General features: G+C 71.2%; 11 protein-coding genes. 2 read left to right on the forward strand and 9 right to left on the reverse strand.

The genetic code is table 11. The features are described from left to right. Positions 1-93: 93 nt before the first annotated feature. Positions 94-1,515 (forward strand): GH39 family glycosyl hydrolase, encoded by a 1,422-nt coding sequence (locus tag ACOKM3_RS31915; RefSeq protein WP_426904631.1) that lies wholly within the window; start codon positions 94-96, stop codon positions 1,513-1,515. A 50-nt stretch (positions 1,516-1,565) separates the two neighbouring features. Here the strand turns inward: ACOKM3_RS31915 and ACOKM3_RS31920 are convergent, their stop codons facing one another. The 5 genes from ACOKM3_RS31920 to ACOKM3_RS31940 all read right to left on the reverse strand — a co-directional run bounded on the left by ACOKM3_RS31920 (position 1,566) and on the right by ACOKM3_RS31940 (position 9,004). Further along, the gene (locus ACOKM3_RS31920) at positions 1,566-5,492 is read right to left on the reverse strand and encodes a lipopolysaccharide biosynthesis protein (protein ID WP_426904633.1); all 3,927 of its coding nucleotides are present in this window, start codon (positions 5,490-5,492) and stop codon (positions 1,566-1,568) included. After that, positions 5,485-6,297 (reverse strand): polysaccharide deacetylase family protein, encoded by an 813-nt coding sequence (locus tag ACOKM3_RS31925; RefSeq protein ID WP_426906955.1) that lies wholly within the window; start codon positions 6,295-6,297, stop codon positions 5,485-5,487. The genes ACOKM3_RS31920 and ACOKM3_RS31925 overlap by 8 nt, the downstream gene beginning before the upstream one ends. 44 nt (positions 6,298-6,341) lie before the next feature. Then, complete coding sequence (locus ACOKM3_RS31930; protein ID WP_426906956.1) at positions 6,342-7,346, reverse strand: glycosyltransferase family 2 protein; 1,005 nt, start codon at positions 7,344-7,346, stop codon at positions 6,342-6,344. Between the two features lie 20 nt (positions 7,347-7,366). Continuing rightward, positions 7,367-8,197 (reverse strand): glycosyltransferase family 2 protein, encoded by an 831-nt coding sequence (locus ACOKM3_RS31935; protein WP_426904635.1) that lies wholly within the window; start codon positions 8,195-8,197, stop codon positions 7,367-7,369. Positions 8,198-8,593: 396 nt separating this feature from the next. Further along, positions 8,594-9,004 (reverse strand): hypothetical protein, encoded by a 411-nt coding sequence (locus tag ACOKM3_RS31940; RefSeq protein WP_426904637.1) that lies wholly within the window; start codon positions 9,002-9,004, stop codon positions 8,594-8,596. Between the two features lie 225 nt (positions 9,005-9,229). Between ACOKM3_RS31940 and ACOKM3_RS31945 the strand changes: the two genes are divergently transcribed. Next, positions 9,230-10,039 (forward strand): SGNH/GDSL hydrolase family protein, encoded by an 810-nt coding sequence (locus ACOKM3_RS31945; protein WP_426904639.1) that lies wholly within the window; start codon positions 9,230-9,232, stop codon positions 10,037-10,039. A 7-nt stretch (positions 10,040-10,046) separates the two neighbouring features. On the opposite strand, the gene ACOKM3_RS31950 is transcribed toward ACOKM3_RS31945, so the two are convergent. From ACOKM3_RS31950 to ACOKM3_RS31965, 4 genes are all read right to left on the reverse strand, one after another. Then, entirely contained in the window at positions 10,047-11,723 is a 1,677-nt protein-coding gene (locus ACOKM3_RS31950) for a serine/threonine-protein kinase (RefSeq protein WP_426904641.1), read from the reverse strand. 49 nt (positions 11,724-11,772) lie between these two features. Continuing rightward, positions 11,773-13,350: a nickel transporter gene (locus ACOKM3_RS31955; RefSeq protein WP_426904643.1), complete on the reverse strand. Its 1,578-nt coding sequence runs from the start codon at positions 13,348-13,350 to the stop codon at positions 11,773-11,775. Beyond that, positions 13,347-14,705 (reverse strand): tetratricopeptide repeat protein, encoded by a 1,359-nt coding sequence (locus ACOKM3_RS31960; RefSeq protein ID WP_426904645.1) that lies wholly within the window; start codon positions 14,703-14,705, stop codon positions 13,347-13,349. The genes ACOKM3_RS31955 and ACOKM3_RS31960 overlap by 4 nt, the downstream gene beginning before the upstream one ends. Positions 14,706-14,856: 151 nt before the next feature. Continuing rightward, on the reverse strand, positions 14,857-16,392 hold the full coding sequence (locus ACOKM3_RS31965; protein WP_426904647.1) for a DUF4331 domain-containing protein: 1,536 nt from the start codon (positions 16,390-16,392) through the stop codon (positions 14,857-14,859). Positions 16,393-16,525: the final 133 nt, after the last annotated feature.

Genomic DNA, 16,525 nt, shown 5'->3' on the forward strand with positions numbered 1-16,525 from the left:
CCGACACGCCCACCCCTGCTGTCGAACCTCGTTACGAGTCCGTGGCAGCGGAGCTGGTTCTTCCGCCAACTCCCCTCGTTACTCTTGTCCTTGATGGGACGTCATGGGTGGGAATCGGGGGCACGGCGATGGCGACTCATCGCCCTGCTCGGCGTGGGCATGGCCGTACTGGCCCTGGTACTGACCGTGATCAGCACGCTGCCGGACGGCAAGCAGAGCACCGCGGGCACCACCACCGACGGTGACAGGGTGCACGGCACGCCAGGTGAGCCGCCGAAGGAGCTGGGGCCGCAGGTCGGCTGGGGGTTCACGCACACGCAGTTCTCCGCCGACGAGGGCTCGTCCGCCGCGACCGAGCGCGCGGAGAAGCTCCTTGGTGAGCGGCCGATGCCGCAGAACCAGCACATCATGGGCTGGGGTGCGAGCAACCCGGAGCCGGTGAAGGGGCGTTACCAGTTCGAGGAGATGGACCGGCGGATCGACTTCGTCCGCAAGTCCGGCGGCACGCCCGTGGTCACGCTCTGCTGCGCGCCCGACTGGATGAAGGGCGGCAAGGCCGGCGTCGGCAACACGGACTGGAGCAAGGCCAGCCTGGAGACCGCTCCGTCCCCCGAGCACTACAAGGACTACGCGAACCTCGCGGCGACGGTCGCCAAGCGGTACCCGTACGTACGGCACTTCATCGTCTGGAACGAGTTCAAGGGCTTCTGGAACGACGGCAAGGGCCGCTGGGACTACGAGGGCTACACGAAGCTCTACAACCTCGTGTACAAGGCCCTGAAGAGGGTCGACAAGGACATCATGGTCGGCGGCCCCTATCTCGTCATGGACAGCCTCCATCCCCAGCAGTCCGACGGGACCTCCGATGCCGTCAAGGGTGCCTGGGGGCGGATGGATGAGCGGATCGTCGACGCCTTCGACTACTGGAACAAGAACAAGGCGGGCGCCGATTTCGTCGTCGTCGACGGGTCCAGTTATACGAACGACGACGAGCTGCTGCCGGACGAGTTCGCCGCCACCGACAAGTTCACCGACGTCAGCGAGTGGATCGAGCGGGAGACCGACGGGCTGCCGCTGTGGTGGGCCGAGTACTACGTGGAGCCCGCCGACAGCAGGGACGAGCGGCAGGGCTGGAGCGAGCCGCACCGCGTCGCCGTGCAGGCCTCCGGGATGATCGCGATGGTGATGGGCGGGGCGACGTCCGGGTTCTACTGGAACCCCGAGGACGAGAAGGGCGCGGGCTGCGCCGGCTGCCTGTGGCGGCCCACCGACCGTGCATCGGGCGGCGGCGCGCTGCCGATGTACGGCCTGGTGTCGCGGTTCAACGAGGAGTTCGGGCCCGGCACGAAGTTCGAGAAGGTCGCGGTGGCCAAGGACGACGTGCCGAACGTGCGGGTGCTCGCCGACGACGAGGCCGTGCTCGTCGTGAACACGCTGAAGCGGCCGATCAGCGCGAAGATCGACGGCAAGCGGTTCGAGATGCGGGGCTACGAGGTGAAGTGGCTGCGGCGGTAGTGCTGCCGCAGCCACTTCACCCCCTGCGCGTCGTCAGTTCAGGCCCGTCGTCAGTTCAGGCCCATCGTGATGAACCGCTGGATCAGCGACGCGAGCACCACCGCGAGCAGCGGCAGCGAGAACCAGAACGTGCTTTGCAGCCAACGGAGTTGACGCACGCTCGGCCGCAGTGCGACCCGGACCACCTCGCGCGCCGTGAGCAGCACGATCAGCGCGGCCGCCGCGAGCGCGCCCACCAGCGACCACGGCGTCCAGGTGATCTGCGGTCCGATCGGCCCCGGCTCGGCCTTCGCGACCGGGCCCGGCGGTTCCTTGCGGAGCTGGTACATGGTCACGTCCGCGTTGACGTAGACCTTCTTCAGCTCCTCGCGCCGGTCCAGGTTCTCGACGAGGCGCGTGGGCCAGGCCTTGGAGTAGCCGACGTCCATCTGGAGATAGACGACCTGGCTCTTGTTGAGCATGAGGTACGAGTTGGGGCCCGCGTCCTTGAGCGCCTTGACGAGCCCGCCGACCAGGACCGGGTCGACGGGTGCGAGCGTCGGCACGTAATTGACCTTCTCCATGTCACGGGCGCCCCACGGCAGCGCGGGCGTGACGTTGTCGACCGTGTCGTTGCTCATCCACAGCAGCCGCACGGTCGGGTCGTCATGGGCGTAGACGTAGTCCATCGCGGCGACCTCGCCGGGACGGATCCGCTCGAACGGCTCGTTGCCCCAACGGGCCACCAGGAAGCCGCCCATGAGGATCAGGCCCGCCATGAGCGCGGCCAGCGGGGCGAGGCTGATGCGGTCCTTGTCGCGCTCCTTCACCGTGGCGCCGGTGCGCGGGAAGAGCGCGAGGGCGGCGAGGATCGCGACGCCGGGCAGGGCGAACATAAAGACGCGCAGCGCCATCTCGCCGCCGTAGGACTGCATGCCGAAGCCCAGGAACGGCACGAAGGCCAGCACGAGCAGCGAGCGCTCGCGGTACTTCCATTCGCGGCGCCGCCACCAGCCCCAGCAGGCGAGCGCGAGGACGGATCCTGCGAGCAGCACGCGCGTGTAGAGGACGAGCTTGTGGCTCGAACTGCCGTCCTGGATACGGCCGGAGACCGAGGACGTCACATTGCCGCCGACGCCTCCGATGCCGCCGAACAGATCGTTGAAGTGCCCCGACCAGTACGGCTCGGCGAGGAAGCCGAGCCAGACGACGACGATGACGCCGAACAGCAGGGGCAGGCCGCGCAGTTCGGACCTGCCGACCACGACCAGGACCGCGAGGACGCCCAGCATCACGAACGGGGTCAGCTGGTGCGCCGGGACCGTCGCCGCGAACAGGGCGATCAGGACGACGAGCAGCACCGCGCGCTGCCGTCTGTCGGTCGGTTCGACCTCGGTCTCGCCGGGGCGCCGCTTCGCCCACAGCATCCGGGGCGCCCGGAACCAGACCAGCAGGATCGCCACGAAGACCAGATAGAGGAGATACGTGAAACCCTGCGGTGAGAAGTAGTCCTGGCCCACCCAGCCGCTCAGGACGAAGATCCAGACACCGGTCCACTTGGCGCGCCAGCCGGCCCGTACGGAGCGCAGCAGCAGGAACATCGGTGCCAGGTAGAGGAGTTGGATGGCCGTCGGCCACCAGCGGATGACCTCGGTCAGATCGCTGACACCGCAGGCCTTCGCGAGGAACGCGGCCGCGGCGAAGAAGCCGGGCCAGCTCCAGCGGGCGTCCAGGTCGGGGACCGCGGAGCCGGTGCGGTCGATGTAGTCCATGAAGCCCAGGTGCTGCCAGGCCGTCGCGAACCGCGGCTCCGCCTCGATGACGGCGGGCAGCGCGTGCAGGGACACGACCGTGGCGAGCAGCGTGAGCAACAGCAGGCGTTTGTGCGGCCGTTCGAGCCACAGGAGCGAGGCGAATACGCCGATGAGCAGGGCCGCGCCGAGCAGTGTCACGGGGGACAGGACGGAGATCAGTCCGAGCCCGCCCATCCGGTCCAGATCGGCCTCGCCCATCCCGAGGACGGGCCCCCAGTAGAGCCCGACGGCCGCCACGAGCAGCAGCGCGAGGACGACGACGGTGGGGGTTAGCCGGGTCCGCTGCGCGGGCTGGGCGGGGCGTACCGGGGCGGCCGGATCCGCCTCCGGCTCCAACCCCGGTACCGCGCTCGGGCCGGGGCCGGGTTCGGATCCGAGATCAGTATCAAGATCTGATTCGAGATCTGATTCGGGATCTGATTCGCGCCCGAACTCGGTTTCGGGTTCGAAGGCCAGGTCCACGGCCTCCGGATACGGGTCGGGCAGGACAGTCGAGTCGTCCTCCCCGTGGATGTCGCTCGACGCCTGCGAGGCGGAAGCGGAGGCAGAGGCGGAAGCCTTCGTGGTCACCCACGTGGGCCTGCGCGTGCCGGCCGGCGGTGTCACGGGTCCCGGGCGGACGTCGGGCCGCCGCTCCTGGTGGTCCAGGTTCAGCTGCACCGCGAGCTGCAGCGTGGCCGAGTCCATCGCGTCCCGCAGCGCCCACTTGGGGCCCTCCTTCGTGGCCGGCTCCGGCTTCGGCGTGCCGAGGTCGGCCAGGTCCCCGTCGGGCGGCGCGTCCTCGGGCGTCGCCGCGGCGGGCGCGGCGCGCACCACGCGCCACAGTTTCGGCGCGGCGATCGCCACGATCACGGCGAGCGAGGAGATCTCCGCGACGCCCGCCCCGGTGAGCCCCATCCGGGGCAGGAGCAGCAGCGTCAGGCCGAGCACGAGCACGCACAACAGGCCCTGGAGCCAAGCGAGTCCGGAGGTGCGGCTCTGCGCGCGCAGTACCGCGAAGTACGTCTCCATGACCACCCGCAGCGCCGCCCCGACCGCGAACCAGCGCAGCAGCGGGGTCGCCGCGTCCGCGTAGGCGGCGCCGAAGACATGCAGCACGAACGGCGCGAGGATGAAGAGCAGGGCGCAGATAGGGAGCATGATCCGGGCCATGCGGCGCAGCGCGGCCCGGGTGTTGGCGGCGAGCTGCGCCGGGTCGTGCGAACCCTCCACGGTCAGCGAGGCGCCCATGTTGATGGCCAGCAGGTTGACCGTGCCGCCGATCGTGGTCGCGATGTAGAAGTACGCGTTGTCCGCCGAGCTGACCTGCGAGGCGATGAGCACCGGCACCAGGTAGACGACGGCGAGCGAGAACAGCGAGCCCGTGTAGTCGCCCGCGAGGAACCGGCCCATCTCGCGCAGCGACGGCGGCTTCGCCTTGCTGTCCGTGGCCGCGATGTGCCGCGGCACGAGCCGCCGGAACACGAGCAGGCCCAGCGGGATCACCGAGAAGGCGATCGCGACGACCCACGACACGAACACCCCGGTCGCCGTGAACGACGCCGCGAACGCGACGAGCAGCCCCAACTTCACCAGCGAGAACACCGTGTTGCCCACCGGCACCCACAGCGCGCTGCGCAGCCCGGTGAGCACCCCGTCCTGCAGCGTCAGCAGCGACCAGGCGATGACGGCGGCGATGAAGCCGAGCCCGTTCAGCGTCCCGTGCAGGAAGCTGTACGAGGGCCCCCACACGTCGAGCGTGAGCAGGAAGATCAGCGCGGCGAACGCGACGGCCGCAGAACTCCCCGCATACGTACGGAAGATGATCCGGCCGGTGGCGCGCCCCGCGACCGGGATGAAGCGGGCGAGGGCCCCGGTCAGCGTCACCGCGGTGAGCCCCGCGAGGAACTTCATCGCGGCGATCGCCGCCGAGCCCTGACCGACCGCGTCCGCCGTGTAGTAGTGCGCGGCGGCCAGCCAGAAGCCGACGCCGAGCACGCCGGAGATGCCGGTGTTCAGCATCAGCGCATAGGCGTTCCGGAACAGCTGGCTCCCGCCCCCCGACCCGCCCATGCCGTCTTCTGTGCCCTTCTTGCCGCGCCCTATGCCGGGCAGCCGGAGCCGGCGGCCTGCGGGGGCCGGGGATCCGGCTTCGGTCGTGGTGGCCGGGTCGGCCTTGGCGCGGGCGGTCGTCGTGTCAGACACGGGTACGTGGGCCCTTCTGGCGGAGCGGGCCGGGGATCAGGGCGGTCGCCCTGCGGCCGGCCTGCCGGGCTCTGCGGACCACGGCGTAGCCCTTGGTGAGGGCACGGTCCCTGGCGAAGGTGCGGCCGATGGCACGGCCGTCGACGAGCCGCTCGAACTCGGTGACGTCGGTCGAGCGGCGCACGGTGACCCGCCGCAGCGCGTAGGGGCCCTGGGGTCGCCGGGCCAGCGCGTTGCCGACGGCGAGCGACTGGGCGAACCCGGCCGCGCGCACCGCTTGCCGCACCCGCCGGTCGGAGTGCCCGTACGGATACGCGAAGGAGACCGGTGCCCGGCCCAGCTCGTCGGTGACGATCTCCCGGCAGCGCAGCAGCTCGAACTCCAGGTCTGCGTCGTCGAGTTGGTCGAGCTGCGGGTGCGTGTGGCTGTGCCCGCCGATCTCCATGCCCTGCCCGGCGAGCGCCCGCACCTGGGGCCAGTCGAGCATCGCGTCGAGCCCGCCCCCGGTGTCGTACGAGCCGCGCAGCCACCCCGTCGAGACGAACAGGGTGGACACGAAGCCGTGCTTGGCGAGGCTGGGCAGGGCGTGCGTGTGCACGCCCTCGTAGCCGTCGTCGAAGGTGATCAGGACGGGCCGGTCCGGGAGCGCCCGGCCGCCGCCGCGCCAGATCCCGGCGAGCTCGGCGGTGGTCAGCGGCGTACGGCCGCGGTCGGCGAGCAGCTCCATCTGCTCCGCGAACTGGGCGGGCGAGACCGACAGTTGACGGGTCTCGGGCTTCGGATCGGGGGAGACGGCGTGGTACATGAGGATCGGCACCGACCCGCCGTCGGACCACCGCTGCTGGGCGTTCACGCCGCCGCCTCCGCTCTCCCGACTTCCTTCGCGGGCGCGTCGATCTCCGCCACGGTGAATGTCGCGCCCGCGCCCCGCGCCCGCCAGCTGCCGAGCACATAGCCCCCGGCCGCCGCCAGCACCCCGGTCACGATCGCTCCGGCGCGGCCCGCGCCCCCGGCCCGGCCGAGCGCGAAGTCCCGTACGCCGCGCACCGCTCCGGCCGGCAGCACCCGCGTCGAGTAGGCGCGCTCGGTCTCAAGTCCCTTGCCCGCTCCGACACTTCGGGCGACGAGCGCCTTGGAGAGGCCCTCGGCGTAGGCGCGCGTACGGAAGTAGGCGAAGCGTTCACGTCCTGCCGGCACCCGGTGGTGGATGACGGCCCGGTCGTCGATCAGGAGCACCGCGTCCGGTCTCGCCCGCGTGATCCGGATGCACAGCTCCGTCTCCTCGCAGCCCAGCGGGCGCTTGTCGCCGTCCCGGCCGATGCCGGTCGCGAAGCCGCCCGCGATGTCGAAGGCGCCGCGCCGGAACGAGGCGTTGCCGCCGAGCACATTGCGGACCTCGACCTTGCCGGGCGGCAGGCCCTTGTACGAGCAGCCCACCACCCAGTCGAACTCCTCCGGGAACCAGCGGGGCCTGCGCCCCGAGGCCCAGATCGGCTCGGTGTGCCCGCCGACCGCGAGGACGCGCGGGTCGGCGTACCCGGCGGCGAACCAGTGCAGCCAGTCCCGCTCGGCGACGGCGTCGTCGTCGAGGAACGCGATGATGTCGCCGCGCGCGGCGGCGATCCCGGTGTTGCGCCCGGCGGAAAGACCCCGCGGCCCCGCGTTCGCCAGTACCTCGACGCCCGGCTCGCCGGCGAACTTCTCGGTGAGCCGGCCGAGGAGGGCCGGGTTGTGGTCGACGACGAGGAGCGTCTCCAGGGCGGTGTACGACTGTGCGCGCACGGAGTCGACGGCGGCGAGGATGTCGCTCCAACGGTCTTCGGTGTACACGCAGATGACGACGGACGCCGTCATCCGCGTGCCGTGTCGCTCCGTCAAGACCCGTCCCCCCGCACGAGGGTGAGCTTCGACGCGGTCTGCCTGCTGCGCAGGGCGCGACGGTTCGAGCGCTCCTTCATGATGACCTTGAGGACGCGCAGTCCGTCGCGGACGGCGCGCAGGTTGCTGGCGCCGTGGATGCGCAGGTACTCGTGGCTCGGGATCTCCTGGACCTTCAGGCCGGCCTTGACGACCCGGATGTTCATCAGGGTCTCCACCTCGAACCCGGTGCAGTCGAGGTCGATGTCCTCGAGGCAGTGCCGCCAGAACGCGTTGTACCCGTAGCAGAGGTCGGTGTAGCGGGCCCCGAATTTGGCGTTGACCGCCGAGCACAGCGCCCAGTTGCCGAGCTTGCGGATGGGCGTCATGTCGTCCGTGCCGCCGCCGTTGGCGAACCGCGAGCCCTTGGCGAAGTCGGCGCCGGAGACGAGCGCGGAGACGTAGGAGACGATCTCCTGGCCGTCGGCGGAGCCGTCCGCGTCGACCATGACGATGATGTCGCCGCTGCAGGCCTTGAAGCCGGTGATCAGGGCATCCCCCTTGCCCTTTCCGTGCTGCGGTACGACCACGACTTCCGGCCACAATTCCCTGGCCACTTCCACGGTGTTGTCGGTGGAATTCCCGTCCACCAGAACGACCTCGTGGATCCACTCGGGAAGGGTCTTGAAGACGTACGGAAGATTTTCCGCCTCGTTCATGGCCGGAATGACCACGCTGACCCTTGGCGCGATCGCCAGGTGCGTCGAGATGGCCCGGTAGCGGGCGGGAATTCTGCCTTCCGGCGGTGTCCCCTCGGGTATCACCGGAGGCACAACGGAACTGCTCATGAGTCTGGTCCCTCTCGTCCGGTGGACCGCCCGCCCCCGGGCGGTCCGGCTTCGTGTCCGGTTCGAAAGGGGGGTTCTCACTGACGGCCGTGCCGGAAGAGCTCTCCGTACAGGCCGGGTGAGCTGGCATTGCACACCGGTTCGTCGGACCGGTCGCGCGGCACGCGACCCGGCTGCGCCGGACGCCGGAGCGAGCGGCTCACCGGAACGCGGCACCCCCCTGCCGCGCCCCGCCCCGGACCTTCGCGACCTCGGTCCCTCCCCTTGATCGCATTTCGTGCTGGTCCGATGCGGGTGGATGTACGACGGTATTGATGATTGAGACTGTATGGCAATACCTGGAACGAGGCCTCACGTTTTTATTGTTTTGGCCATTCCCTTAACTTGCGTCCCCTCTTAGTGGATTTTCCCGATCCGTTTACGAATCTCCTGGCCCGCACCCCCGCGCAGTTGCCGGATGATCCATTGCAGAAGAAAAGCGGAAGCGCTGAGTACGGCCACGGCGATCACCCCGCCGTCCACCGACCAGCGGTGCACGGCGAGCATGCCCTGGGCGACCAGCATGACGACCGCGACCGCGCCGGCCGCCGAGGTGAGCGCCCGGGCCCACGGGTCGAGTCCGCGCAGGGCGACGGCGAACGCGGCGCCGGGCGCGGCGAGCAGGAAGAAGAGCGCGAGTGGTCCGCGCAGCGGGGATCCGGCGTGCGAGAGCGCGAGGACGAGCCCCGCCCCTCCCGCGACGACGCCCGCCCCCGCGAGCAGCTGAAGGCCGTCCGATGAAGACGGCTTGATGCCGATGGTCTGCATTGGCGACTTTGCCCCCCGAAGCGCCGGATGCCGGGCTTCAATGTGGCGCAGTCCCGGGGGTGGCGTCAAGGACGCCACGTGGGCAACTCCGGAGCCCCGCAGTCCAGTTGGGCGGCGCTCTACGGGCGTAGCGCCGGTGAGCCGAGGGTAAGTCACATCCGTGACATGAACCTGCAACAAGAGCGGGCGGCAGAGACCCTGCTGATCCTGCTAAAGGGAGGTTCCATGAGATCTTTCCGGATTGCGGCCTACGTCTCCTCTTTCGCTCTTGCCGCGGTGGCAGCCCTGACCGGGGCGAGTGCCGCGCAAGCCTCCGATTCCGCCGCCGCCACGGGCTATGTGGCCCTTGGCGACTCCTACTCCTCCGGTGTCGGCGCCGGCAGCTACGACTCCGGCAGCGGCGCCTGCAAGCGCTCCACGAAGGCCTACCCGGCCTTGTGGGCGGCGGCCCACTCACCCTCAAGCTTTAACTTCACCGCGTGCTCGGGTGCTCGTACGGGTGATGTCATCGCCAACCAGCTCGGCCCGCTCGGCGCCGGGACGGGGCTCGTGTCGATCTCGATCGGCGGCAATGACGCGGGCTTCGCCGACGTCATGACGACCTGCGTCCTGTACTCCGAGTCCACCTGCGTGAACCGCGTCAACGAGGCTCGTGCGTACGTCACTTCGACCCTGCCGAGCAAGCTCGCCGACGTCTACTCGGCGATCAGCACCAAGGCGCCCGCCGCCCACGTGGTGGTGCTCGGCTACCCCCGCTTCTACAAGCTCAGCGGCACCTGCGTGGCGGGCCTCTCCGAGAACGAGCGCTCGGCCATCAACGGCGCCGCGGACCTCCTCAACTCCACCATCAAGCAGAACGCCGCCACCCGGGGCTTCGCCTTCGGCGATGTGACCAGCACGTTCACCGGGCACGAGATCTGCTCCGGCGACGCGTGGCTGCACAGCGTCAACTGGGCGAACATCGGCGAGTCCTACCACCCCACGGCCGCCGGACAGTCCGGCGGCTACCTGCCCGTGTTCGCCTCCGCTGCCTAGGCCGACCTCAGTACGTGGGTGAACCGGTGGTGGCCCCGCTCGTCGGGGTCACCACCTTGCACGTGATCGCGTACGAGACGTAGTTGGACGTCACCGCCACCGGGCTGCGCACCTCGACACCGATCTGGCCGCGCAGCGTCCCGCCCTCCTCGTAGTGCGTCTGCGTGGTGGTGACCGTACGGGACTTGTTCGTGGCGCCCTTGGGGACGTTCAGCGTCTTCCAGCCGGGGTCCGAGGCCTCGCCGCCCCGCACCACCCAGCGGTACTGCACGGAGGCCGGGGCGCGGCCGACCGTGATCGTCGCGGTGAAGGCCGGGGCCGCGGCGGCCGGCGGCGGGCACGGGCCCGAATAACTGCCGCGCACCGCACGGACATTGACCCGCACGGACTGTGCCGGGGTGGTCGTGTGACCGCCGCTGCCGGAGCCGCCGCCGCTTCCTCCGTTGGTGGAACCGCCGCTGCTGCCACCGTTGTTGTCGCCAGTGGTGCTGCCGCCGGTGTCGCCCCCGCTGCCGCCGTTGTTGTCGCCCGTGGTGCCCCCGCCGTTCCCGCTGTTCCCGCCTCCGGATGTGCCGCCGCCGTTGTTCGTGTTCCCGCCCGGGTCCGCGTCGCGGTTGAGCATGACGTACGTGAGTCCTCCGATGGCGAGGAGCAGGACCACGATGCCCGCGATCATGGCCATCGACGCGCGGCGCGGGTAGCGGGAGTCGGGGTCGGTGCGGACCGGGGCCGTGGTGGCCGTCTGCGGTGCACCCATCGGGAGTGGAGCCGGGGGAGGCATGGGCGTGTGCGCCTGCTGCGACGTCATCGTCGGCTGCGAGGAGAGCGGCGATGCCTGCACCGGGCCCGCGCGCAGGGTGCCGCCCGAACCGACGATGCGCAGGTCGTGCTCGGCCTCGGACGCCGGGGTCCGCTCGGCCGGATCCTTGCGCAGCAGCCCCTCGATCACGGGCGCCAGCGGTCCCGCGCGGCGCGGCGGCGGCAACTCCTCGTCCACGATGGCCCGCAGTGTGCTGAGCGGGGTGTCCTGGCGGAACGGCGAGTGCCCCTCCACGGCCGCGTACAGCAGCACACCGAGCGACCACAGGTCCGACTCGGGCCCGGGGGTGCGCCCCAACGCCCGTTCCGGGGCGAGGAATTCGGGCGAGCCGATGACCTCGCCCGTCATGGTGAGCGCCGACGTCCCCTCGACCATGGCGATGCCGAAGTCGGTGAGCACCACCCTGCCCTCGTTCGACAGGAGTACGTTGCCGGGCTTCACGTCGCGGTGCAGCACGCCCACGTCGTGGGCGGCGCGCAGCGCGGCGAGCACCTCGGCGCCGATGTGCGCGGCGCGGGCCGGGGGCATCGGGCCCTCCGCGTCCAGCTGCTCGGCGAGCGAGACGCCACGGACCAACTCCATGACGATCCAAGGGCGTTGCTCCTCGGTGGCCACGTCGTAGACCGTCACGACGTTGCGGTTCGTGACCCGCGCCGAGGCCCACGCCTCCCGCTCCAGGCGCGCGTACATCCGCTGCACCTCGGAGTCCGGGAGCCCGGCGGGGGCGCGCACCTCCTTCACGGCGACCTCGCGCCCGAGCACCTCGTCGCGGGCCCGCCACACCGTTCCCATGCCGCCTTCGCCGAGAGGGTCGAGCAGCCGGTACCTTCCGGCGACCACACGCTCAACCACGGGCGCCCCCATTCGTGGGAAGACAAGCAAGCGCGGCACGACAAGTCTGAACAAAAGTAGCTCAACCGAGCGCTGTTGCGGCCCCCCTGAACACCAATCCGCAGCCGAGGGCCACCACGACGAAGGCCGAACCGAACGGCACCGCGCGGCTCAGGCCACGGCGTACGAACGCGGCGAGCGGGCCGCGTCCGGGCCGCGGCAGATCGGTGAGGGCCTGGGCGATCCGGCCGCCGACGCGCACCACCGTGAAGCCGACCGCGGTGAGGGTGAGCGCGAGTCCAACGCCGTAGCCGAACACGAGCAACAGGCCGAACCACGCCTTGCCGAGCGCGGAGGCGCCGACGAGCACGACGACGGCCGAGGGGCTGGGGACGAGGCCTCCGGCGAATCCGAGGAACAGGGTTCCACGGAGGGTGGGTTGGGGCATGGCGTGCGGGTGCGGGTGCGGGTGCGCGTGGCCGTGATCGTGCCCGTGGTCATGCGTGTGCTCGTGCTCGGGTTCGTGCTCATGGCCGTGATCGTGGTCATGGTCGTGTGTGTGCGCTCGTGCCGCCGTGCGGTAGCGCCACGCCCTGCGGAGCAGGCCCACCCCGGCGGCCGTGACCAGCACGCCGCTCGCCAGGCCCAGCCAGGCGATCACCGAGGGCGCGGCCGCGGAGCCGGCCGTGACGAGGATGCCCAGGGCGATCACGCCGAGCGTGTGCGTGACCGTCACCGACGCGGCGAGTGGCAGTACGTCCCGGAGCCTCGCCCGGCTGCGGGCCGCGGCGGCCGCCGCCATCAGGGTCTTCCCGTGTCCTGGCGCGAGTGCGTGCAGGGCGCCGAGGACCATCGCGATACCGAGGGCCAACGCCCCGAACCCGGGGCCGAGTTCGTGCCGTGACACCAGCCCCGTGAGGGCCTCGGTCCAGCGGTCGGCGCCGCGGGGGAGCACCTCGGAGCCGACAGGACGGCCGCGGTCGGCGTCGGCCGCGCCGCCCGCCGCCGGGGCCGCCGGGCCGCCGGGCACGGCCGTGACCGAGGCGGCGACCCGGTCGGGCGGCGAGGACAGCAGGTCCTTCGGGTAGCGGGTCAGCCGGTCCGAGGTCGACGTGTCGGGCACGTTCGAGGCCTTCAGCGTCATCCGGTCGCCGCGCGCGGTGATCTCGCGCCAGCCGGGGCCCTCGGCGGCGCCGGTGCGCAGCTCGACGCGTACCTTTCCGCCGTGCTGATCGCTGTGCTTCCCGCCGGGCTTCTCGCGGGGCAGCGGCGCGCTGAACGCGCACTCCACGCGCAGCGTCTTGAGGCCCGCCTGGCCGGGGCGCAGGCGGGCGTCGGCCGTACGCACCTCAAGGGCCGTCCGACGCCCGTCGACGTCGGCCTCGGCGCGCCGCGCGGCACTCGCGCAGCGCTCCTTCGCCCACAACGTCCGTCCCCGTGCGTCGAGTTCGGGCCGTGCCTGCTGCGTCGGGATCTCCGCCAGGTCCTCCACGTGGTCGACGCGCAGGGTGTCGGAGCCGACGAGCAGCCCGTCGTAGTGGTTGACGGTGAAGTTGCCGAGCGGGTGCGCGGCGGCCCCCGGGGCGCCGGCCAGGAGGAGCCCGGCCGTGGCGGCGCCGAGCACCATGGGCAGGGCGACGTACCGCTTCCAGCGCCTCATCGCCCCGCCCCCTTCCCCGTGGCCCCGGCCAGCGCCGCCCGCGCCGCCTTCGCGCCCAGCGGCGAGAAGGCGGGGTTGCGGTCCAGCGCCTCGCGCAGCAGCTCGCGGCCCTCGGCCCGGTCGCCCGCGGCCAGTTCGAGCACGCCCCGGTGGTAGAGGAACGCGGCCTCGCCGAAGCCGGTGGCCGTGGCCCGCCGCGCGTACGGCAGCGCCTCCTCGTCCTGCCCGGCCGCGTGCAGCGCCCAGGCGAGCGCGTCCGCCGTGTGCACGGTGTGCCGGCGCTGCCACTCGGCGCGCGCCGCCTTGAGGCCCGCGGCCCGGTCGCCGTGCTCCGTGGAGGCGAGCGCCGTGTCCAGGTCGACGTCGACGCCGCCCGCTCGGGCGAGCCGCAGCCAGGTGCCGACGAGGGCGTACTGGCGCTTCGCCGCCTTGTCTTCGCCGCGCGCCTCGTAGAGCTCGCCGAGCTCCACCAGCGCGGTCGGCAGCGGGGCGCGCGCGACGACGGTCTTCAGGTCGCGGATCGCGCCCGCCGTGTCCCCGCTCGCGGCCCGCGCCCTGCCGCGCCCCTCCAGGGCGGCGACCGCGTCCGGGTCCGCGCGCAGCGCCGTCGCGTAGTGGCGCAGGGAGTCCTTGTACTCGCCCTGACGCCAGGCGAGTTGGCCGAGTGCGGTGGCCACGTACGAGACGTCGCCGGGCGCTGTGGCGCCGGCGAGCGCCCGGCCCAGGACCTTGCGCGCTGTCGTAGCGTCGCCGCGCAGCTCATGTACGTATGCGAAGCGGGTGAAGCTCGGGATGCCGGGGCGGCGCGAGTCCGCGACGCCGGCCGCCTTCAACGCGCCCTTGTAGTCGCCGAGTTCGACGAGCGCGTCGACGCGGAGCGCCAGTGCCGCCTCGCCGTAGGGGTTGACCTTCAGGGCCCTGCGTGCGAGGCGCAGCGCTCCGTCGAAGTCGTGCCGGGCCGCGGCGAGCGCGGCCTGCCCGGCGAGCGCCGGGTCGTTGCCGGGGCGCAGCTTCAGGGAGCGGGCCAGGGCGCGCTCGGCCTGCGGGTAGCGGGACGGGTCCGCGCCCACCCGCGCCTGCTCGACGTACGCCGTACCGAGCGACGCCCACGAGGCGTGGTCCCTGGGCTGCGCCTTCAGATGCTTCTGCAGCTGGGACACGCCCCGGTCGAGGTCGCCGGAGGCGAGCCCGGCCGGCGCCGGGTTCGGGGCGGTGCCCGTGGTCACGGCCTTCGGCGGGGAGCCGTCGTCGGCGACCAGGGCGCCCGCGGTGAGGGCGAGGGCGAGCGCGGCGCCCAGGGCGAGCAGCCGCCCGAGCCCCGACGCCCCGATCCCCTTGCCGGACAAGGCCTGCATGCGCGCTCCTAGGGACGAGTTCCGAGAGACGAAGAGGTGAGGAGACGAAGCGGTGAGGAGACAAAAAGACGGGTGGGAGGCGCGGCCCGCGGTGTGGAGGATCAGGCACGCGGGCCGCGCCGTTCATTGGTTACCGGACACCCAGCGGCTCTCAGCCCGAGAACGGCGGGCCGAAGCCCGCGCGCCGCCTGCTCCGGCCGCGCCACCACACGAGCGCGGTGCCGATCAGCAGGAAGCCGGCGCCGGCCGCCGCGAAGGAGGCCGTCATGAGCGTGTCGTCGTCGCCGGAGTCCGAGGACACCGAGCTGCCGGTGAGCTGGTCGCGGACCTCGGTGTCGCTCTGCGTCTTGTTCTTGGCGAGCGGCCCGCGCGAACCCTCCGTGGGCAGCGCCACGTACGGGAACGTCGACTCGAACTTCTTGTCGTTGGCGTCGACGGCGTCGCCCAGGTCGTTCTTCTTGCCGAGTAGTTCGCCCTCGACGACCTGGAGCTCGGCGTCCACGACGTCATCGGAGAGCCGACGCCCGTTCGGGAAGCCCGCTTTGTCGCCCTCGAGGACACCGAGACGCTTCGGTGAACTCGTCGGCGGTATCGACGTGTTGAGGCGCAGCATCTCCGAGGGGCGCACGCCCGGCGGCTGGTTGAGGCCCTTCACGCCCTTCAGGAAGACGTCCACCAGGTCGTTGCGCGGCGTCTTCGGAGCCTTGATCTTGTAGATCGACTCGATCAGCTTGGGCAGTTCGGGCTCCGTCACGAACGGCAGGAACTGGCTGTCGTTCCACGGTGAGGACGCGTTGAAGCGGTCCTTGACCTTCTGCGGGTTCACCACCTCGTTGACCAGCGGACTGCCGAGCCTGGACACCTGCGTCCAGTCGCCCTGCGCGTCCTTGCGCGAGGTCGTCGACCACACGCCGATGGTCGGCTGGTCCTTCGACTCCGTCAGGAACGCGGTGGGCACCTGGAGGGCGACCGTGTTCACGTTGTAGCCCTTGAGCGTGTCCCGGCCGACCTCGGAGAGGTTCCCGCCGTACAGCAGGTCGAAGACGCGCAGGTCGAGGAAGAACGGGTCGTCGGCCTGGCCCACGTACGAGGTGACGCCGCCGCCGACCTTCTTGACCGCCTGGTCGCGCAGCGTCTTGTAGTCGGGCATCGACGCCTTGCCGACGTTCGACGGCGCCACCGGGGCATCGTCGGCGATCTTCGACTTGGACACGATCTTCTGGTCCTTCAGGCGCAGCAGATCGATGTCGTAGGTCTGCGTGACGTTCAGGTTCGGGTCGTCGAGGCTTTTCACCGGGCCGGTGTTGTAGAGGAACGTGTTCCCGTTCTTGGTGTGGGTCTTGAACGTCCACCGGTACAGCAGATCGCCCTGCGCGTCGCCGTCGCTGTCGATGTGCAGGTCGTAATGGGCGTCTTCGGGGAACGGGTAGAAGTTCGGGCCGCCCGCGGGCTCCTCGAAGGGGGTCCAGTTGGCCACTAGGGTCGTGGTGTCCGGCTTGTCGGGGCTCACGAACGCGTACACGTCGGTGTTGTCGTACTGGGGCTGGCCCGAGATCAGCGGGGCCTCGCGGTGGCTGGAGGCCTCGGCCGACTGCGGTCCGAGGCCCGTCGCGCCGGCGGCCGCGACACCGCCCGCGGCGAGGCCGCCGCAGACCAGGAGCGCCAGGCCCCGTCGCCGGTGCCGCATGCGCGCGCGGGGTGCGCCGCGTGCCGTGTCTGGGCTTTCCGAAGCCGGTGTGTTCGTCGGCTTCGCTGACTGAGAGGTCATGGGTCCGTCCTCACGCGGTCCGTGCACGAAGTGCGGTTGACGCCAAGCCATT

It is taken from the genome of Streptomyces nidicola, from assembly GCF_050106155.1.
Classification (GTDB): domain Bacteria; phylum Actinomycetota; class Actinomycetes; order Streptomycetales; family Streptomycetaceae; genus Streptomyces.